The sequence below is a fragment of the Flavobacteriales bacterium genome, assembly GCA_016716605.1.
Classification (GTDB): domain Bacteria; phylum Bacteroidota; class Bacteroidia; order Flavobacteriales_F; family PHOS-HE28; genus PHOS-HE28.
In genome coordinates this window covers 60,631-79,230 of the sequence record JADJWA010000002.1, presented here as the reverse complement: position 1 = coordinate 79,230, position 18,600 = coordinate 60,631, and the positions used below count along the sequence as shown (strand labels likewise).

The following is an 18,600-nucleotide window of genomic DNA, read 5'->3' as shown; positions in this document are numbered from 1 at the left end:
CCGTAGAAGCGTGCGCTTCAATCTGAACATGGAGGCCACCGCCGTTGATCGCGCGCTCGGACCACGGGTGCAGGACCTGCTCGAATTGCTCCTCGACCGGTATGAGCAGCGGCGCACGGCATTGCTTCCGTTGCGTGAGAAGCGCCGCACGGCGCTGGCCGCGGGCGAAGTGGCCCGGCTGCCGGATACGGAGCATGTGCGCCGAACCGAATGGCGGATCGATCCCGTGCCCGAGCAACTGCTTGAGCGCAGGGTGGAGCTGATCGGCGGTTGCACGCGCAGCGAGCTGATCAACGGCCTCAATGCCGGTGCCAAGAGCTATGTGGCCGACCTGTGGAACTTCACCTGCGGCGATGCATGGAGCGTGATGCGCGCGCATCGCGTGCTGGAGCGCGCCACCCGCGCCGACATCGCCTACCTCGATCCGAACGAAGGGCGCGTCCGCGCCAATCCGCGCAGCACATCGCGCCTGATCATCGGCCCCCGGCCGCTGCACGTGCTCGAGCCGAGCGTGCTGGTGCGCGGGGAACCCGCGCCGGCGGCCTTCCTCGACCTCGCCATGCTGGGCACGCATGCGCTGGCTGCTCTGGTTGAGCGCCAAGGCGGCCTTTACCTGCTGCTGCGCGATGTGCAGGGCCACATGGAGGCGCGGCTCTGGGCGCAGCTGCTCGACGAGGTGGAGCAGCACGCCGATCTCCCGCGGGGCAGCATCCGCGCCACCGTGATGATCGATTCGCTCGCCGGCGCCCTTGAAGCCGACGAGATCCTCTTCGAGCTCATGCACCATGCCGCCGGCCTCAGCATCGACCCGCAGGGCTACGCCGCCGACCACATCGCCATCTTCCACGGTCCCGATTCGCCGGTGTTCCCGGATCGCGAGTCGGTGGGGCTCAACGCCCCGTTCCTCCGCGCGCTGTCACTGCACCTCATCGCCGTTTGCCACCGTCGGGGCGCGCATGCCATCGGCGCGCCCAGCTTCGTGCTTCCGCCGCTCGATCCCGCGCGCGTGAAAGCCGATTACCAGGAGATGCTCAACGACAAGGAACGCGAGGCCGCCGATGGCTTCGATGGCACCATGGTCGTCCATGCCGATACGGTGAACGCCGCGATGGCGCAATTCAACAAGGTGATGCCGCTGGCGCACCAGCTCGAATACCAGCGCGATACCGATATGGCCCCCGCCGACCTGATCCGCCGGCCCGAGGGAAGCATCTCCGTGGATAGCCTGGTGGCCGCCATCCGCACGGCCTTGCGCTGCCTGGTGTTCCGCTGGCAAGGGAAGGCCTGGGTGGTTCAGGGCAGCCGCCTGCACGACCGCAGTTCCCTGCGCCTCGCCTTGCGCCTGCTCTGGCATTGGTGCCACTCGCGCAACGGCGTGATCACCGCCACCGGCCTCGACATCAATCCCGAGCTGATCGGGTACCTGCTCCGCAAGGAGAGCGAGAAGCTCTTCGTTGAGGGCGATGCGCGCACCAAGGCGCTGGCCAAGCAAGCCGTGCAGCTCGTGCTCGACCGCGTGATGGGCGATGCTGTGCCCTTGGAGCCGCAAGCGTGAGCGCGTCGCCTCTACCTTGGCGGCGTGAGCCGCTGGGTGCCCGTTTCAGAACGCCTTCCTGATGATGGCCAGCGTGTGCTCTGCTATCTCCCCAAGAACACGGTATTCCTGCCTGGCAAGACCGGCGCAACGGAGGAGCGGCAGGTGGTGGTGATGCGCTTCGCGCACGGCTTCTTCACGAAGAACCCGAGCAAGACGGGCTACGCGGGGCCACCGCACTTCTGGCTGGGCGAAGGCACCAGCAACCGCTTCTTCCACGAGGTGACGCATTGGATGCCGCTGCCGGAGCGGCCAGAGGGGAGCTAGAAGCAGCAGGTCAGGAAAACGAAAAGGTGCAAAGGCTTGCACCCTCGCACCTTTCCCAAGGTTCAGTCGCGATCACTGCTGCACCACGTCGAGCAGTTCAAGATCGAAGATCAGCGTGCTGTTCGCGGGAATCTTGCCGCCTGGTGCGCTCTGCGAACCGTAGCCGAGATCGCTGGGGATGAAAAGCTTCCACTTGCTGCCGATGGGCATCATCTGCAGGGCCTCCTGCCAGCCCCGCACGAATCCGTTCACCTGGTAAACGATCGGCTCGCCGCGATCCACCGAGCTGTCGAAAACGGTCCCGTCGATGAGGGTGCCATGGTAGTGCACCTTCACCTGCTGCTCTGCCGTGGGCTTGGCTCCGCTGCCCATCGTGATCACCTCGTACTGCAGGCCGCTGGAGGTGGTCACCACTTCCTTGCGCTTGCCATTCTCAGCTAGGAACTGCTCGCCCTTCACGCGGTTCTCTTCGCCTTTCACACGCTCTTCGGCCATCTTGGCCTCCTGCAATTTCATCATGTAGCCCTGCACCACTTTGTTCACCAGATCCTCTGGCATCAGGCTGGAGCTGTCGAGCGCATCGCCAAGGCCCATGGCCAGGGCCTGCACGTTCACATCAGCGAGCTGGTTGCGCTTGAAGTTGGTTCCGATGTCGGCGCCAATGGCGTAGCTCACCGAATCGATCTCGGTGGCGAGTGCCACACGGCCTTTCTGCCCCTGCGAGCAGGCGGTGATGAAGGCGGTGGCCGTAAAAAGGGTGACAAGGCGCATGGTCATTGGTCGGATTGGGGTTATGGTCCGCTGTGCGGGGGCGCGAAAGTAGGGCGGGGGAGCGCGCGGCTTCGCATCAATCCGGGTGATTGGCTAGCCTGCAGCCCGAGGCCTAAGGACTCCAGGTTGAGCGGTACTGCATGGTTGGAGCCTCAGGCCGCCACCGGCACACCAGCACGCAGCTCCAATGCCCATTCACAGAGGTCGTGCTCCGCAGGCTGGCGGTTGCTGGCCACCACCAGGGTGCGTCCAACGGCGTGTTCACGCAGTAGGTCCCGGAACCAGCTGATGGCCTCTTCGTCGAGGTTGCTCGCGGGCTCATCGAGCAGCAGGAGCGGGGTGTGGCTGAGGATGGCCAGGGCGAGCTTAAGCCGCTGTCTCATGCCGCTGCTGAAATGGCGCACCGGTTTCTCCATGGCGTGATCGAGGTAGGCGATGCGGGCCACATCGGCCTCGCTGAGGCCCGGCCTGAACGGCTTGAAGCGCGCATGGAAGGCGATGCACTCGCGCAGGCTCAGGTCCTCGTACAGTCCGAGGTAGGGTGCGGCGATGCTCACTTCGCGGTACACCATATCTGCGGCCACGGCCTTGCCACCCAAAGCATGGGTGATGCTGCCGCTTGAGGGCACCAGGGCGCCGGCGATCAACTGCAGCAAGGTGCTCTTGCCGCTTCCATTGGGGCCGAGGATGGCCAAGCGCGACCCGCTCCTCAGCGCGAAGCTGGCCTCTCGGATCACGGCCTCGCGCCCGAAGGTCTTCGAGATGGCGGCGAGGGTCACTTCCATTCCGATGCGAGCGCTGATTGAGGAGTGCTTCCGATCAGAATGCGGCCAGCAGGATGTCGAGGTCCTTGTAAGGCAGCTTGAAGGCTTCGCCGAGGATGGGGCTGGTGACGGTGCCGTTGTACAGGTACACGCCGTGTCGCACGCCGAGGTCGCGCTTGATCAGGTCCTCGAAGCCGCCCACCTCGCCCATGTTCAGCAGCATGGGTCCGAAGATGTTGCTGAGCGCGGTGCTGGCGGTGCGGGGCACGCGGCTGGCGATGTTGGGCACGCAGTAATGCATCACGCCATAGCGCTTGTACACGGGGTCCGTGTGCGTGGTGACCTCACTGGTCTCGAAGCAGCCGCCGCGGTCGATGCTCACATCCACGATCACGCTGCCGCTCTTCATGTCCTTCACCATCTCTTCGGTGACCACCATGGGCGTACGGCCTGCTTCGGGCCGAAGGGCGCCGATGGCCACGTCGGCATTCTTCAGGGCCTTCTTCAGCTCTTCCGGCTGCACTACGCTGGTCCATACGCGCTGGCCAAGGTCGTTCTGCAAGCGGCGCAGGCGGTAGATGCTCTTATCGAAGACCTTCACGCTGGCGCCGAGGCCCAGTGCGGCGCGCGTGGCGAATTCGCCCACGGTGCCCGCGCCGATGATCACCACCTCAGCAGGCTCCACGCCGCTGATGCCGCCGAGCATGAGGCCCGGGCCACCCTTGTCGGCCGTGAGGTATTCGCTGGCGATCTGGATGCTGGTGTTGCCCGCGATCTCGCCCATGGCGCGGATGATGGGGTAGATGCCCTCACGGTCCTTGATGAAGTCCCAGGCCACAGCGGTCATGCGCTTCTCCATCATGCGGCGCAGCGTGTCCTTGGGCTGCACAGTGAGCTGCAGGGCGGAGATGAGCGTCTGCTTGTGGCGCAGCATCTCGATTTCAGCGTGCGTGGGCGGCGCCACTTTCAGGATGAGGTCGGCCTTGAATACCTCGGTGGGCCCATCGACCACCATGGCGCCGGCTTCGCTGTAGTCGCTGTCCTGGAATTGCGCGGGCTGGCCGGCACCGCGCTCGATCACCACCTCATGGTCGCGCTGCACCAAGGTGGCCACCGCGGCTGGGGTCAGCGGCACACGGTGCTCCTGGAAGGTGATCTCCTTGGGGATGCCGATGTAGAGGCTCTTCTTCTTGCGGCCCACCTCCATCACCTGTTCCTGCGGCAGCAACGCCGATTCACGGGCCAATTGTTTGAGCAGGTCAGTGGATGCGGGCATGTTTCCGTGAACGGATGGCGAAAATACGTCAGCCGGTTGAGTGGCTGAGGGTTGGCCGGGAGGCAGGTTGAGGATTGGAATGCACCGCGGCGAAACAGGGCGATGAGGCTGCTCTTGGCCAATCGCGCCTTGGCAACCGCCTAGCGGGTCACTGTAATGGTGCGACAGCCATTCGGCTTCACCTCCATGAGGAGTTGCAGTGCATCAACCGGCAGCAGGTCCGCAGCCAGCTCCGGCCATTCGATGAAGCAGTAAGCGCCGCTGTCGATGTACTCGGTGAAGCCGATGCCTTGCAGTTCCTCGGCATCCTTCAAGCGGTAGAGGTCGAAGTGGTACACCGGCCCGCCATGCTCGGAGCGGTACTCGTTCACGATGGAGAACGTGGGGCTGCTCGCCTGATCATGCACCCCGAGCGCATCGCAGAAACCCTTGATGAGCGTGGTCTTTCCGGCGCCAAGATCGCCGTTGAGAGCGAAGACCCGATGTTCTGGGTATCCGTCAAGAATCAAACGGGCCGTATCTGGAACCTGTGAAGGCGTGCGAATGGTAAGGGTGTTGAGCACGGGACGAAGATCAGATGATCAGAAAATCAGCGCTGTACGGTTGAATGAACTCTCTCAGAAGACCGCCTGCAGTCTTCGAAGCGCATCCGCATCATCATCCAATCCACCATAGTGTTCAATCGTCCGGTCCGTGATGTCACATGGTGAGAGCTTCTTCAGGTAGATGCCCTCGCTATCCATTCCAAGGGCTAAATACCGTTTGGCATACACCTCGTGCACACGCCCACGTGAATTGAAGTGAACCCAGAGCATGGGGAAGGGCAAGACGCGCACTACAGGCTTCCGGGTGAATGCCCATGTTGTTCGTTCGGGCTCCTTGCAGATTCGCTCTTCATTGCATCGGCAATAGAAGTCGAAGCTACTGCGCACCTCCACTTCCAATGGCTCACCAAGGATCAATCTCACTTCTTCCATGGTCATTCCTGGCCGAACGGAAAGGATGCCTTCTGCTCTCAGGCCAAGCCTGCTGCCGTGGCGGTCCCATAGCACCAAGCCAAGCAGTATACTAACTGTAACCAGCCACTTCCTCTTTCGCTTCACATCGATCATCTGATCATCTCATTCTCTGATCATCCGATCGGTCTTCACCTCGCCTTCAGCACCGCCCACGGCACGATCATCTCCTCCAGCGATATGCCGCCATGCTGGAAGGTGTCGCGGAAGTAGGTGACGAAGTGGTTGTAGTTGTTGGGGTACACGAAGAAGCGCGCGCCCTTTGCGAAGATGTACACCGTGCTCATGTTGGCCTTGGGCAGGTGGGCCTTGGCGGGATCCTTGATCACCAGCACATCGCGGTCCTCGTAGCTCAGGTTGCGGCCGTGCTTGTAGCGCAGGTTGCTGTTGGTGTTGCGGTCGCCCACCACCTTGCTGGGGTCGGTGACGCGGATGGTGCCGTGATCGGTGGTGATCACCACGCGGCCGCCGCGCTCGGCGATGCCCTTGAGGATGTCGATGAGCGGGCTGTGCTCGAACCAGCTCTTGGTGAGGCTGCGGTAGGCGGCATCATCGCTGGCCAGCTCGCGGATCACCTCCATCTCGGTGCGCGCGTGGCTGAGCATGTCGACGAAATTGTACACGATCACGTTGAGCGGATTGCCCATGAGCTCATCGAGGCTCTCCGCGAGCTTCTTCCCGGCATTCAGGTTGAGGATCTTGTGGTAGCTGTGCTTCACGTTCCTGCCCAAGCGCTGCAGCTGCCCGGCGAGGAACTCGGCCTCGTGCGCGTTCTTGCTGCCCTCTTCATCCTCGTTGATCCACTTGCCGGGGTAGCGCTTCTCGATCTCGGCGGGCATCATGCCCGCGAAGAGCGCGTTGCGCGCGTATTGCGTGGCAGTGGGCAGGATGGCGTAGAAGAGGCCCTGGTCCTCGGTGCGGAAGAACTCGCCGAGCACGGGCTCCAGCACGCGCCATTGATCCAGCCGCAGGTTGTCGATGAGCACCATGAAGAGCGGCGGCTGCTTCTCATCTATCAGCGGCGCCACCTTGGCCTTGAAGAGCTGGTGCGATTGCAGCGGCGCATCGGTGGCCTTGCCGCTGAGCCAATCGGGATAGCGGTCGGCCACGAAGCGGCTGAACTGCTCGTTGGCCTCGTTCCATTGGCTGCGCAGGATGTCGGCCATGCCGGGGTCCTGGCTGCCCGTGAGCTCCAGGTCCCAGCGCACCAGCTCCTTGTACAGCTCGGTCCATTCCGCGGTGCCCATGCGGCCGCCCAGCTGCATGGCAAGCTGGCGGAATTGCTGCTGGTAGCTGCTGGTGCTCTTCTCACTCACCAGGCGGCGGCCCTCGAGGTGCTTCTTCAGCGAGAGCAGGATCTGGTTGGGGTTCACGGGCTTGATCAGGTAGTCGCTGATCTTGCCGCCGATGGCCTCTTCCATGATGTGCTCCTCTTCGCTCTTGGTGATCATGATCACCGGCACATGGGGCAGTACGGCCTTGATGCGGTTCAGCGTCTCCAGCCCGCTGAGGCCGGGCATGTTCTCGTCGAGGAAGATGATGTCGTACTCCTTGGCCTTGCTCTTCTCCACGGCGTCGAGCCCGTTGTTCACGGTATCCACGGTGTAGCCCTTGCCTTGCAGGAAGAGCACGTGCGGGCGCAGCAGGTCGATCTCGTCGTCTGCCCATAGGATGTTGGCGGTCATGTTCGGGATCAGGGCCCCTTTCGGTGCCGCAGGTTCTTGGGTGAAGGTTCGCATGCAAGGCCAACGACCGATGCGCTCGGATGTTGCCCTGTACTTTCGGGGCCGCCAAGTTATCTAGAAGGTTTAGGGTTGAAGGTTGGCGAATGGTTGAGGGTTGATGGTGCAACCCTCAACCGCGTATCAACCTGCAACCTTCAACCGCAAGAAGCATGAAGATCCTCAACGACCCCATCTACGGCTTCATCACCGTGCCCAACGCGCAGGTGCTGGCGCTGATCGACCATCCATGGTTCCAGCGCTTGCGCTACATCAAGCAATTGGGGCTGGGCCACCTGGTGTATCCTGGCGCGCTGCACACGCGCTTCCACCATGCGCTCGGTGCCATGCATCTGATGGGCGAAGCGATCGCCACGCTCCGCGGGAAAGGTCATGCGATCACCGACGACGAAGCGCAAGGCGCCGCCATCGCCATCCTCTTGCACGATGTCGGCCACGGTCCTTTCAGCCACGCGCTGGAGCACAGCCTGGTGGAGGGCATCGGCCACGAGGATGTGAGCGCGCTGGTGATGGACGCGCTCAACGCGGAGTTGAAGGGCGCGCTGGATCTGGGCATCCGCATCTTCCGCGACGAATACCCGAAGCGTTTCCTGCACCAGCTCGTCAGCAGCCAGCTCGATGTGGACCGCATCGACTACCTGAACCGCGACAGCTTCTACACCGGCGTGAGCGAAGGCGTGATCGGCGGAGAGCGCATCATCAAGATGCTTCAGGTGGTGGATGACCGGCTGGTGGTGGAGGAGAAGGCCATCTACAGCATCGAGAAATTCCTTGTGGCGCGTCGCCTGATGTATTGGCAGGTGTACCTGCACAAGGCCGTGGTGGCCTGCGAGATGATGCTGGTGGAGACGCTGCGACGCGCCAAGCAGCTCGCCACGGGCGGCATTGCCGTGTTCGCATCACCAGCGCTCATGCGTTTCCTCATTGCTGATCATGATCGCGCATCGTTCCAGGATCCTGCGGTGCTGGCTGATTTCCTGAAGCTCGACGACCACGATGTGATGGGCGCCGTGAAGGTGTGGTGCGATCACCCGGACACCGTGCTGGCGCGCCTGGCCACCGACCTGGTGCAACGCCATAACCTGCACATCCGCTTGCAGGACGATTCTTGGGACACCGACCGAATCGCCGCGCTGAAACGCCGCGTAGCCGACCACCTGAAGATTGAACTTGCAGACGCCGACCGCTTCGTGATCACCGGCAGCATCGTGAACAACGCCTACGACCCGACGAACGACCGCATCGAGCTCCGTTACAAGGACGGCACCCTGCGCGACATTGCTGAGGCGAGCGACAACCTGGGGATCGCCGCGCTGAGCAAGCCCGTGGAGAAGTGGTATTTGGCGTGGCCGAGGTGGGTGCAATGAGCGCAGTGCATCACTAGCGTCTGTTCCGCCCGGGTTAAGGTCGGCATCCGGCTACTGGAGCAGTCCTTATTGACGGAACAAGGTGCCTTCATCGGCTTGATTACATTCGCCACAAGGCAAGGCTGCCTTTGCGAAGGACAACTTTTTCTCTGTGGCCCGCAGCTAAAAGCCAATGCCTCAGATCAAGCAGCCTCTTGAAGATGAATAGAAACTTGGACCGGAGACCCTTAGTTCATCAATTGCGCCTAGTGGGCGCTTTCGTATGCGCTAGCGTGATGCTCGAGGCTGATGGACAAAACCCGAATCTGAGCTACGCGTGGCCGCGCCCATCTGACAGATCCGATGCGAACGTTCCGCGTTCGCCAACAGGTGCGGTCATCCTGCGAAAGGACATCGTGATCGCCGAGCAGTGGATTGAGAAGGACCATCGTCAGTTTGGCGGTCCGAACAACTTCCGCCTCGCCGGGTTTGATTACGGGAACTACGTGAGCCAAGAGATCATCACGGAGCGGACGCTTTTTCATGAAGATCTGTCCGAAGGCGAACTCCCTCTTCCTTGGCAACAGTTTGCTGGTGGCGGCAAGGTCACGGTTTGCGATGCGCGCATCACCATGGAAGATGGTACGGTCATCGACCTCGATTCCGCGGCATTCGAATGGGAGACGAAGTACTTCACGCATTTGCGAAGCCAGTACGTCGCTGTCCATTACAAAGGACCTCGCATCCGCGCCGGAGATATCGTGGATGTAGCAATGGCCTTATCCATCGAAGGGCGTTTGACGATTGACCAATGGGATGTGCGGGAACAGCACCCGATTCGTGACCTGAACCTCTTCGTGACCAGCTTGGCGAAAAGGAAGAGGCCCATGAAGGTTATCACCTATGGTGGATTCAACCATCTCTCCACAGATACACTTGACGGTACCGTGTACCGGCATTGGAAAAAATCGGACATACCGGAGTTGGCCAAGAGCCCATTTGGCCAACGGCTGATCGATGCGCCCTGCTTCTCCACGCGTGTGTTCGAGCATGATCATCCCGATTATCTCGCCTCCTGGTTCAGGTATCGATACCCCTATTTCCAGTATTCCCCAGCACGCAATTGGCAGGCGTTCGCTAATCATGTTGAACGACGTCGCAGAGTGGTCAAGGGAACTGCCCCGCTCGTTGCCGACATCATGGGCTTCCTCAAGGACAGCATTGCTGTTGTGCCGGAAACCGAGCTGCCGCCCGGAACATCCGTAGGAGTCCACTTTCACAATCGGGTCATGAGCAACGAGCAGATTGTCGTGCTGTACCGGCAGCTCTTTAACATCCTTGATGTCCCCTTGTACGCGTGCTTCACACGCGATCGCTATTCCGGCATGTTCAGCGATACCCTGTACGCCGAAGATGTGGACGCCATACTCCTTGCGTTCAAAGCTGAGGACGAGCGCTGGCATTACGTCATGCCTAATTCCTCGAAGGCTGCGTATCTATTGGATGAGGTCCCTTATTGGCTCGCTGGCCAACCGGCTTTTCTTGTGAGGATCAGCGAGACTGAACGAAAGGATGGCGCGCCGGAAAGGACCGTGCTGCCGATACGCCGGCACAGAGACAACCTCCAGACCGAGCATGTGCTGGTTGAATTCAGCGATGATTTGCGCACGGTTCAGGTAACCGGTCGCGGAACCTTGAGCGGTATGGCGCGCATGAGTATGAATGCGACATGGCTGAACTGGATGCCCAGGCCCGATCTGATTGCCCCGCATTCGAAGTGGAATCCACTTGCATTCGATAGCACCGCTATCTGGCCTAGCACCAAGCAGGTTTACCGATTCGGCCGAGCCCTTCCCGCAAGCAACATGGTTGCGGTTGGCGCTGACGGTATCACTACCATCGACCTGATTGATATGTTGTACCGCGAGGGATTCGGCCGCGATCCGCGAAAAGGGCATCCGCTCGCACTGCTCCCTTATCCGTTCACGCAACGGCAGGACATCATGTTGTCATTCCCCTTCGATGTCGAACTGGTGCCCGGAGCGGAGTGCTCCGTCTCAAATACAATCGGTCAAGTCGCTGCAACGATTACGCAAATAGGTCCTCGCATGATTCATTGGCACTTGGACCTGGTTATTGCGAACACGCATCTGGATGTATCGCTCTATAAAATGTATGAAGCACTACTTGAAGCGCTAGGTGAAGGCAAATGCACTAGAATTGCCTTGAAAAGAGCAGGCGGCGTATCAGGTTCTCACGACCCGCGAAACCAGGATTCTCCATCACGCTGAGCACACCGGTGGAAAAGTGGTACCTGTCGTGGCCGAGGTGGGTGGCACCCATTGAAAAGCACTGATGGCCGATGCTCATCCTGTTCCTCTTTGGCTTCATTGTCTTCGCACTCGCCGGTGCGCTGCAGGTCTACGCCGTGTGGAAACGCCGTCGGCAGCAGCGGGAGGAGATTGAACGCGCGATGAGGGCAGAGTTTCCGGACGAGCAGATGAAGAAGTAGGTTCGCCCAATGTCCATGACCATCCTCATCACCGGCGCCACCGCCGGCTTCGGCGAAGCCACGGCGCGTCGTTTCGCGAACGAAGGCTGGCGCGTGATCATCACCGGCCGCCGCAAGGAGCGCCTCGAAGCCTTACGCAAGGAGCTCGAAGGCTTGCACGGAACCATCGAAGGCCCGCCGATCATCCATCCCCTGCATTTCGATGTGCGCGACAACGCCGCAGTTGAGGCCGCGATCGCTTCATTGCCGGAGGAGTGGAAGTCCATCGATGTGCTCGTGAACAACGCGGGCCTTGCCGCAGGCTTCGATCCCATTCATGAAGGCAGCCTCGACGATTGGAACCGCATGCTCGACACCAACGTGAAGGGCCTGCTGCACGTGAGCCGGGCGGTGATCCCCGGCATGGTGGCGCGCGGAAAGGGCCACATCATCAACATCGGCAGCGTGGCCGGCAAGGAGGTGTATCCCAAAGGCAACGTGTACTGCGCCAGCAAGCACGCGGTGGATGCGCTCACCAAGGGCATGCGGCAGGACCTGCTCCCGCACGGCATCCGCGTCACGCAGATCGCTCCGGGCCTGGCCGAGACCGAGTTCAGCCAAGTGCGCTTCCACGGCGATGAGCAGAAGGCGACGCAGGTGTACATGGGCATGACCCCGCTCACCGGCTCCGACATCGCCGACCTGATCCACTTCGCCGCCACGCGCCCGCCGCATGTGTGCATCAACGACCTGGTGGTGATGCCCACCGCGCAGGCCGCAAGCACGCTGGTGCATCGCAGGGGCTGAGCTACTTTCACCGCCCAAATCCACCTTCCATGGACAGCGGCAACTGGGCCAAGACCCTGCTCTTCACGCTCATCGGCTTTGGCCTCGGGTGGGCCATCTGCTGCCTCACCTGCGGGCGCTGCGGGGGTGATGATTGCCGCGGCGGGAGCTGCGGCAAGGAACAGAGCTGCCATGCCGGCGCGAGCCAATGCGATCATGGCGGCAGCTGTTGCAGCGGGAAAGGCGGCCATTGCGACAAGAAAGGCTGCGACCATAAGATGGGCGGCGCCTGTTGCAAGGGCGGCCACGGCATGGGCCATGGCGAGGAGCGGGTGAAGGTGATCGTGGCCGATCTGGAGAAGGCCGGCTTCCAGGGCGATACCACCATCGCCATCGAGGATGGATCGATCCACATCATGCGCGCGGGCGACAGCACCACCGTGCGCGTGGAAGTGAGCAAGGAGGAAATGCACGAGCACGCACATTGACCATGTCCAAGGCACTGAAGCGGATCCTGATCGCGGTCGTGGTGATCGCAGGCTTGGGTTACGTGGGTTTCGCGCTGATGAAGCGCAATACCAAGAAGCACAGCCCCGAGGCCACCTATTCCTACTTCAGCGGCGAGCAGGAGCTGATCAAGGTGACCTATTGCCGTCCGTCGAAGAAGGGCCGCGAGATCTTCGGTGCGCTGGTGCCGTACGACCAGGTGTGGCGCACCGGCGCGAACGAGGCCACCACCATCGAGCTGGGCATGGACCTGATCATCGGCGGCAAGTCCGTGAGCAAGGGCAAGTACACCTTGTGGACCAAGCCGGGCCCGACCGTGTGGGAGGTGTACATCAACAAGAAGATGTACCCATGGGGCGTTGACTTCGACGGCAATGCGCAGCGCGACCCCTCGGCCGATGCGGCGGTGATCTCCGCACCGGTGGAGCAGTTGCCTGAAGAAGTGGAGATGTTCACGATCCACGGCCCGGAGGATGGCAGCGCGCTCTGGCTCGATTGGGACCGTACGCGCATCAGCCTGCCCTTGGGCACCCGTTAGCACCTCATGCAATTCACGGCGGAACAGATCGCGGAGCTCCTCGAGGGAGTGGTTGATGGCGACCCTCAGGTGCTGGTGAACGACCTGGCCAAGATCGAAGAAGCCCGCAGCGGCACGCTCACCTTCCTGGCCAATCCGATCTACACCGAGTACATCTACAAGACGAAGGCGACCATCGCCATCGTGTCCATTGACTTCGCGCCATCGCGCGCGCTGCCGAAGACGCTCACGCTGATCCGCGTCGCCGATCCGCGCATGGCCTTCACGCAATTGCTCGAGCGGAACTACGAGCTGCAGTACGAGAAGAAGGGCATCGAGCAGCCCAGCTTCGTGAGCCCCAAGGCCAAGCTCGGCAAGAACGTGTACATCGGCGCCTTCAGCTATGTGGGCGACCAGGTGGAGCTGGGCGACGGCGTGAAGGTCTTCCCCAATTGCTTCATCGGCGATGGCACGCGCATCGGCGATGGCGCCCGCATCCATGCCGGCGTGAAGGTGTACCACCAGACGGTGATCGGCGCGCGCTGCGTGATCCACAGCGGCGCGGTGATCGGCTCCGATGGCTTCGGCTATGTGCCCGATGCCAACGGGGTCTATGAGAAGATGCCGCAAGTGGGCAACGTGGTGCTCGAGGACGATGTGGAAGTGGGCGCCAATACCACCATCGACCGCGCCACCATTGGCAGCACGGTGATCCGGCAAGGCACCAAGCTCGATAACCTGATCCAGGTGGGCCACAATGCCGAGATCGGCCGTCACAATGTGATCGTCGCGCAGACCGGCATCGCGGGCAGCAGCACCGTTGGCGACCACAACCAGATCGGCGGGCAGGTGGGCATCGCGGGGCATCTCACCATCGGCGATCGCGTGCGCATCGCGGCGCAGAGCGGCATCGGTTCGGACATCGCGGATGGCAGGACCGTGCAGGGTTCTCCGGCTTTCGACAAAGGGCCCTACGACCGCAGCTATGTGGTGTTCCGCAAGCTGCCCGAGCTGCTCAAGCGCATCGATCAGCTGGAGCGGGAGCTGAAGGAACTGCGCGAGCGGAAGGGCGCCTGAACGCTCATGGCCCGGCCCCTACTTTCGCCGACCATGATCGCCGAAGCCAGCTTCTCAGGCACTGCGCGGCTCATCCTGGTGCTCCTGACCATCTGGCTGGTGGTGCGCTGGTACATGCGCAGGCAGCAAGCCGCCCGGCGCGGTGATCGGGCCGATGGCCGCAAGCCCGGTGATGTGCGCATCGAGAACGCGTCGCCTTCCAGGTCCGGCGAGGGCCCACCGGGCCGCATCGTCGATGCCGATTTCGAGGAGATCAAGTAACCGCAAGACCTACGCATGATGACCCACTTGAAGAAGCTGCTGCCGGTGCTGGTGGCGCTGGCCGTGTTCTATGCCCTCAGCCTCGTGTACTTCAGCCCGGCGCTCGAAGGCAAGCGCTTGGTGCAGGGCGATCTGAAGAATTGGCAGGGCATGGCCCAGGAGATCCTCGAGCACCGCGATGCAACCGGGGAGGATCCGCTGTGGACCGGCAGCATGTTCAGCGGCATGCCCGCCTACCAGATCACCGTGCTCTGGCCGCAGAACCTGCTGCGCTTCGCCGATGATGCATTGCATGGTTTCCTGCCGCGGCCCATGAGCTTCCTCTTCCTCTACCTGCTCGGCATGTACATCCTGATGCGCTGCCTGCGGATCAATCCGTGGCTCAGCATCGTGGGTGCCGTGGCCTTCGGCTTCAGCTCCTACTTCTTCGTGATCCTCGAAGCCGGCCACAACAGCAAGGCCAACGCCATCGGATACGCCCCCATGGTGCTGGGCGCCCTGTGGGTGCTGCTGCGCGGCCGCATGCTCCTGGGCGCAGCCCTGCTCGCGCTGTTCATGGGCCTGCAGGTGATGATGAACCACGTGCAGATCACCTACTACCTCGGCCTGGTGCTGGTGCTGCTGGCCCTGGCCGAAGCCGTGCGCGCAATGCGCGAGAAGCAGGTGGTTGACCTTGCGAAGCGTGCCGGCCTCGGGCTCTTTGCGGTGGCACTGGGCCTCGCGTGCAACCTGGGCATGCTGCGCACCACGGCGGAATACGGCAGCCATACCACCCGCGGCAGGAGCGAGCTCACCATCCAGCCGCCGGGCATGGAAGAGGTGCGGCGCACCGATGGGCTCGATCCCGGCTATGTGACGCAATGGAGCTATGGCAAAGCGGAGAGCCTCACGCTGCTGGTGCCCAACGCCAAAGGCGGGGCATCGGCGTCCATGATCCAGTCGCAGGCCGATTTCCAGCGGATCACCGATGCCCGTGCGCGCGCCGCGATCAGCAAGGAATACCAGGGGGGCAATTACATCAACGCCTATTGGGGCGACCAGGATTTCACGTCAGGCCCGGTGTATATCGGCGCCATCGTCGCGCTGCTCGTGCTGCTGCTCATCGCGCAGCAGGAGCGCTTCGCCCAGTGGTGGATGCTCGGCGCCTTGCCCATGGCGCTGGTGCTGGTGGCGCTCAGCAATAAGGCAGCGACTGATGCGGATGGGGTGCTCCGCGTCTTCGGCATGAAGGCCTCCGTGCTCATGGGCGTGCTGGTAATCATCTACCTGTTGAAGGGCCTGTGGTTCGTGCGCGATACGCTCGTGTACGCGCTCTTCAGCGCGCTGGTGCTCACGCTCATGCTCAGCTGGGGGCGCCATCTGATGCCGCTCACCGAGTTCTTCCTCGACTTCGTGCCCGGCTACACCAAGTTCCGCGCGGTCACCATCATCCTGGTGATCGTGGAGCTCGCTGCGCCGGTGCTCGGCATGCTCTGGCTCGATCGCTTCATCAAGGAAGGCGCCTGGGACAGGGTCAAGCAGCGCCGCTTCCTGATTCCGGCAGGCGTTCTGCTCGCCCTGCTGCTGAGCGCGGCGGTGGCACCGGGCCTCTACTCCGATTTCCTGAGCGATGCCGAGCGCATGAAGTTCAACGAGCGGATCGACAGCGGCGCGGCCAAGGAAGCCGAAGTCATCGCGCTCGTGGATGCCATCAAGGACTACCGCAGCGGCGTGCTCTCCGCCGATGCCTGGCGCAGCTTCGGCTTCGCGCTGGGCGGAGCGTTGCTGCTCTTCCTCTACGGGAGGCGCACCATCGGCCGGGCCGTGCTGCTGCCCGCCCTGGGCCTGCTCATCCTCATCGACCTCTGGGCGGTGGATAAGCGCTACGTGAACAATGAGAAGGACAAGGGCCGCTATCTGGGATGGGAGGATGACAAGGTGCATCGCTATCCGCACAAGCCCAATGCGGCCGACCTCGCGATCATGGAGCAGGAGTGGAGCCCGAAGGCCGAAGCGATGCACAAGGCCGTGATGGCGCGCATGAAAGATGCGCGGTCAGGAGAGCGCGGCACCGGTAAGCTCATCACCAAGGAAGAGGAGCAGCTCGCCCGCTTCGCCGCCCTGCGCCGCGCCACCGACCACCGCGTGCTGTGGCTGGGCAATCCGTTCAACGATTCGCGCGTGAGCTATTTCCACAAGAGCGTGGGCGGCTACCATGGCGCCAAGCTGGGCCGCTACCAGGAGCTGATCGAATTCCACCTGCGGCCTGCCATCGCGCGCGTTGGCGCGCAGTTCGGCCCCGGCGCCACCATGGAGCGGCTCGATAGCGCACTGGCCCGGGAAGGCGTGCTCAACATGCTCAACGCGCGCCACATCATCTACAGCAACGAGCGCCCTCCGCTGCTCAACACGAATGCCCTGGGCAGCGCGTGGTTCGTGGATGAGCTGCGCTGGGTGAAGAACGCCGATGAGGAGATCACGATGTTGGGGACAATCGATCCTGCCCGCGTAGCGATCGCCGATGAGCGTTTCAAGCCCGAGCTGGGCGATGCACCGATCGGCGCCGATCCCTCAGCCTCCGTCACGCTCGATGACTACGCCACCAACCGGCTCGATTACACCGTGCGATCCGGGAACGGCGGCCTCGTGGTGTTCAGCGCCATCTGGTACGGTCCCGATTGGCAGGCCTACATCGATGATCAACCAGTGCCGCACGGCCGCGTGAACTATGTGCTGCGCGGCATGCGCGTGCCGGCCGGAGAGCACAGGGTCTCCTTCAAGGTGGAGGGACGCACCGCTGCGAAGGCAAGGCCCGTGATGCTCGGTGCCTCCCTGCTGGTACTGCTGCTGGTCTTGGGCACGCTGGCCCTTGAAGCGCGGAAGCTGATGAAGGCCTAGCCCGCGATGAAACGCGTGCTCGTGATCACCTACTACTGGCCGCCCAATGGCGGGGTGGGCGGTCAGCGCTGGCTGAAGATGTGCAAGTACCTGCCGCAGCACGGCTGGCAACCCGTGGTGTACACGCCATCGAATCCGGAGATGGCCGCGTTGGATGAAGGCTTGCTCCAGGATGTCTCGCCGCAGTTGGAAGTGATCAAACGGCCCATCACCGAGCCGTTCAGCTTGTACAAGCGCTTCACTGGAAAGAGGAAGGATGAACGCATCCAGACCGCATTCCTGAAAGAGGAGGGAAGCAACGAACCGAACTGGAAGGAGCGACTCGCCCTCTGGGTGCGCAGCAATCTCTTCGTTCCCGATGCGCGCGTGTGGTGGGTGAAGCCATCCATCCGTTACCTGAAGGAATACCTCCAGGCGCATCCGGTTGATGCCGTGGTGACCACCGGCCCGCCCCACAGCATGCACCTGATCGGCCTCGGGCTGAAGCGCGCGCTGGGCGTGAAGTGGATCGCCGACCTTCGTGATCCGTGGACCGGTATCGACTATTACCAGCAGTTGAGCCTCACGCGCGGGGCCGATCGCCGCCACCGGCGCATGGAGCGCGAAGTGCTCACCAACGCCGATCAGGTGGTCACCGTGAGCTGGCGGTGGGCCAGGGATCTGGAGGAACTCGGTGCAAGGGATGTGGACGTGGTCACCAATGGCTACGACCTCGCGGACCTGCCAGGCTCACCTGTTCCGGTTGACCAGGCGTACTCGCTCGTTCACTCCGGTTCCATGAGCCCGACACGCGATCAACCCGGCCTGTGGCGATTGCTCTCGGAGCTCTGCGCGAAGGACAAGGCATTCGCCGATCGATTCGTGCTCCGGTTCATCGGCCCCGTTGATGCGAGCGTGATCGCCAACGTGCAGGCTGCAGGCCTCGGTCGGCATGTGGAGCGCATGGGGCGCATCCCGCGCGCGGAGGCGATGCGGGAGATCATGCGCGCGCGCGTGCTCCTGCTGCCCATCAACACCACGACCAACCAGCACGGCATCCTGCCCACCAAACTCTACGAGTACCTCAGCACCGGCAGGCCCATCCTCGCTGTCGGCCCGCGCGATGGCGATGTGGCGCGCGTGCTGGGTGACCATCTGCTGCTCCAAGCCGAACCGCAGGCCAGTGATGCGCAGCGTGTCCGAGCCTTGTTCGACGCAAGCGCTGCGGCCCCGCCCGATCCGCGGTACCACCGGCGCGGACTCGCAGGGGAGATGGCCCAGTTGCTCAGTGCGATGACGGCCCGCGCCTGATCGCGCGCCTACTTTCGC

General features: G+C 62.5%; 18 protein-coding genes. 12 read left to right on the top strand and 6 right to left on the bottom strand.

All coding sequences use genetic code 11. The features are described 5' to 3' along the window. The first annotated feature begins 10 nt into the window (after positions 1–10). Together IPM12_15275 and IPM12_15270 are read left to right on the top strand one after the other, a co-directional pair. Positions 11–1,555 (top strand): hypothetical protein, encoded by a 1,545-nt coding sequence (locus IPM12_15275; GenBank protein MBK9149165.1) that lies wholly within the window; start codon positions 11–13, stop codon positions 1,553–1,555. Positions 1,556–1,579: 24 nt separating this feature from the next. Further along, the gene (locus IPM12_15270; GenBank protein MBK9149164.1) at positions 1,580–1,861 is read left to right on the top strand and encodes a DUF551 domain-containing protein; all 282 of its coding nucleotides are present in this window, start codon (positions 1,580–1,582) and stop codon (positions 1,859–1,861) included. A 72-nt stretch (positions 1,862–1,933) separates the two neighbouring features. Here IPM12_15270 and IPM12_15265 read toward each other — a convergent pair whose 3' ends face one another. The 6 genes from IPM12_15265 to IPM12_15240 form a co-directional block, all read right to left on the bottom strand. Next, entirely contained in the window at positions 1,934–2,632 is a 699-nt protein-coding gene (locus IPM12_15265; GenBank protein ID MBK9149163.1) for an FKBP-type peptidyl-prolyl cis-trans isomerase, read from the bottom strand. Positions 2,633–2,784: 152 nt separating this feature from the next. Then, positions 2,785–3,417, bottom strand: coding sequence for an ABC transporter ATP-binding protein (locus IPM12_15260; protein ID MBK9149162.1), 633 nt, complete (start codon positions 3,415–3,417; stop codon positions 2,785–2,787). 34 nt (positions 3,418–3,451) lie between these two features. Further along, positions 3,452–4,672: an alanine dehydrogenase gene (locus tag IPM12_15255; GenBank protein ID MBK9149161.1), complete on the bottom strand. Its 1,221-nt coding sequence runs from the start codon at positions 4,670–4,672 to the stop codon at positions 3,452–3,454. Between the two features lie 140 nt (positions 4,673–4,812). After that, a complete protein-coding gene (gene tsaE, locus IPM12_15250; protein ID MBK9149160.1) occupies positions 4,813–5,235 on the bottom strand; it encodes a tRNA (adenosine(37)-N6)-threonylcarbamoyltransferase complex ATPase subunit type 1 TsaE in 423 nt (140 codons plus the stop codon). A 54-nt stretch (positions 5,236–5,289) separates the two neighbouring features. Further along, positions 5,290–5,640 carry a hypothetical protein gene (locus IPM12_15245; protein ID MBK9149159.1) on the bottom strand — a complete coding sequence of 117 codons (351 nt, stop codon included), beginning with the start codon at positions 5,638–5,640 and terminating at the stop codon, positions 5,290–5,292. A 179-nt stretch (positions 5,641–5,819) separates the two neighbouring features. Next, entirely contained in the window at positions 5,820–7,373 is a 1,554-nt protein-coding gene (locus IPM12_15240) for a PglZ domain-containing protein (protein MBK9149158.1), read from the bottom strand. Between the two features lie 209 nt (positions 7,374–7,582). Between IPM12_15240 and IPM12_15235 the strand changes: the two genes are divergently transcribed. The 10 genes from IPM12_15235 to IPM12_15190 all read left to right on the top strand — a co-directional run bounded on the left by IPM12_15235 (position 7,583) and on the right by IPM12_15190 (position 18,582). Further along, positions 7,583–8,797, top strand: a complete 1,215-nt coding sequence (locus IPM12_15235) for an HD domain-containing protein (protein MBK9149157.1) — start codon at positions 7,583–7,585, stop codon at positions 8,795–8,797. 275 nt (positions 8,798–9,072) lie between these two features. Next, on the top strand, positions 9,073–11,067 hold the full coding sequence (locus IPM12_15230; protein ID MBK9149156.1) for a hypothetical protein: 1,995 nt from the start codon (positions 9,073–9,075) through the stop codon (positions 11,065–11,067). Positions 11,068–11,138: 71 nt separating this feature from the next. Then, positions 11,139–11,288 (top strand): hypothetical protein, encoded by a 150-nt coding sequence (locus IPM12_15225; protein MBK9149155.1) that lies wholly within the window; start codon positions 11,139–11,141, stop codon positions 11,286–11,288. A 9-nt stretch (positions 11,289–11,297) separates the two neighbouring features. Continuing rightward, a complete protein-coding gene (locus tag IPM12_15220; protein ID MBK9149154.1) occupies positions 11,298–12,074 on the top strand; it encodes an SDR family oxidoreductase in 777 nt (258 codons plus the stop codon). Between the two features lie 29 nt (positions 12,075–12,103). Then, positions 12,104–12,541, top strand: a complete 438-nt coding sequence (locus IPM12_15215) for a hypothetical protein (GenBank protein MBK9149153.1) — start codon at positions 12,104–12,106, stop codon at positions 12,539–12,541. Between the two features lie 2 nt (positions 12,542–12,543). Further along, complete coding sequence (locus IPM12_15210) at positions 12,544–13,098, top strand: DUF2911 domain-containing protein (GenBank protein ID MBK9149152.1); 555 nt, start codon at positions 12,544–12,546, stop codon at positions 13,096–13,098. A 6-nt stretch (positions 13,099–13,104) separates the two neighbouring features. After that, positions 13,105–14,154 (top strand): UDP-3-O-(3-hydroxymyristoyl)glucosamine N-acyltransferase, encoded by a 1,050-nt coding sequence (gene lpxD, locus IPM12_15205; protein MBK9149151.1) that lies wholly within the window; start codon positions 13,105–13,107, stop codon positions 14,152–14,154. A 33-nt stretch (positions 14,155–14,187) separates the two neighbouring features. Continuing rightward, the gene (locus tag IPM12_15200) at positions 14,188–14,415 is read left to right on the top strand and encodes a hypothetical protein (GenBank protein MBK9149150.1); all 228 of its coding nucleotides are present in this window, start codon (positions 14,188–14,190) and stop codon (positions 14,413–14,415) included. An 18-nt stretch (positions 14,416–14,433) separates the two neighbouring features. Beyond that, positions 14,434–17,292 carry a hypothetical protein gene (locus IPM12_15195; protein MBK9149149.1) on the top strand — a complete coding sequence of 953 codons (2,859 nt, stop codon included), beginning with the start codon at positions 14,434–14,436 and terminating at the stop codon, positions 17,290–17,292. Between the two features lie 6 nt (positions 17,293–17,298). After that, positions 17,299–18,582 (top strand): glycosyltransferase, encoded by a 1,284-nt coding sequence (locus tag IPM12_15190; GenBank protein ID MBK9149148.1) that lies wholly within the window; start codon positions 17,299–17,301, stop codon positions 18,580–18,582. Positions 18,583–18,600 lie beyond the last annotated feature (18 nt).

What these genes read in the sequence shown, in the direction of transcription:
- IPM12_15265 (MBK9149163.1), bottom strand. Translation starts at nt 2,632, where the DNA reads ATGCGCCTTGTCACCCTTTTTACGGCCACCGCCTTCATCACCGCCTGC.
- IPM12_15260 (MBK9149162.1), bottom strand. Translation starts at nt 3,417, where the DNA reads ATGGAAGTGACCCTCGCCGCCATCTCGAAGACCTTCGGGCGCGAGGCC.
- IPM12_15255 (MBK9149161.1), bottom strand. Translation starts at nt 4,672, where the DNA reads ATGCCCGCATCCACTGACCTGCTCAAACAATTGGCCCGTGAATCGGCG.
- IPM12_15240 (MBK9149158.1), bottom strand. Translation starts at nt 7,373, where the DNA reads ATGACCGCCAACATCCTATGGGCAGACGACGAGATCGACCTGCTGCGC.
- IPM12_15235 (MBK9149157.1), top strand. Translation starts at nt 7,583, where the DNA reads ATGAAGATCCTCAACGACCCCATCTACGGCTTCATCACCGTGCCCAAC.
- IPM12_15230 (MBK9149156.1), top strand. Translation starts at nt 9,073, where the DNA reads ATGCTCGAGGCTGATGGACAAAACCCGAATCTGAGCTACGCGTGGCCG.
- IPM12_15225 (MBK9149155.1), top strand. Translation starts at nt 11,139, where the DNA reads ATGCTCATCCTGTTCCTCTTTGGCTTCATTGTCTTCGCACTCGCCGGT.
- IPM12_15220 (MBK9149154.1), top strand. Translation starts at nt 11,298, where the DNA reads ATGTCCATGACCATCCTCATCACCGGCGCCACCGCCGGCTTCGGCGAA.
- IPM12_15215 (MBK9149153.1), top strand. Translation starts at nt 12,104, where the DNA reads ATGGACAGCGGCAACTGGGCCAAGACCCTGCTCTTCACGCTCATCGGC.
- IPM12_15210 (MBK9149152.1), top strand. Translation starts at nt 12,544, where the DNA reads ATGTCCAAGGCACTGAAGCGGATCCTGATCGCGGTCGTGGTGATCGCA.
- lpxD (MBK9149151.1), top strand. Translation starts at nt 13,105, where the DNA reads ATGCAATTCACGGCGGAACAGATCGCGGAGCTCCTCGAGGGAGTGGTT.
- IPM12_15200 (MBK9149150.1), top strand. Translation starts at nt 14,188, where the DNA reads ATGATCGCCGAAGCCAGCTTCTCAGGCACTGCGCGGCTCATCCTGGTG.
- IPM12_15195 (MBK9149149.1), top strand. Translation starts at nt 14,434, where the DNA reads ATGACCCACTTGAAGAAGCTGCTGCCGGTGCTGGTGGCGCTGGCCGTG.
- IPM12_15190 (MBK9149148.1), top strand. Translation starts at nt 17,299, where the DNA reads ATGAAACGCGTGCTCGTGATCACCTACTACTGGCCGCCCAATGGCGGG.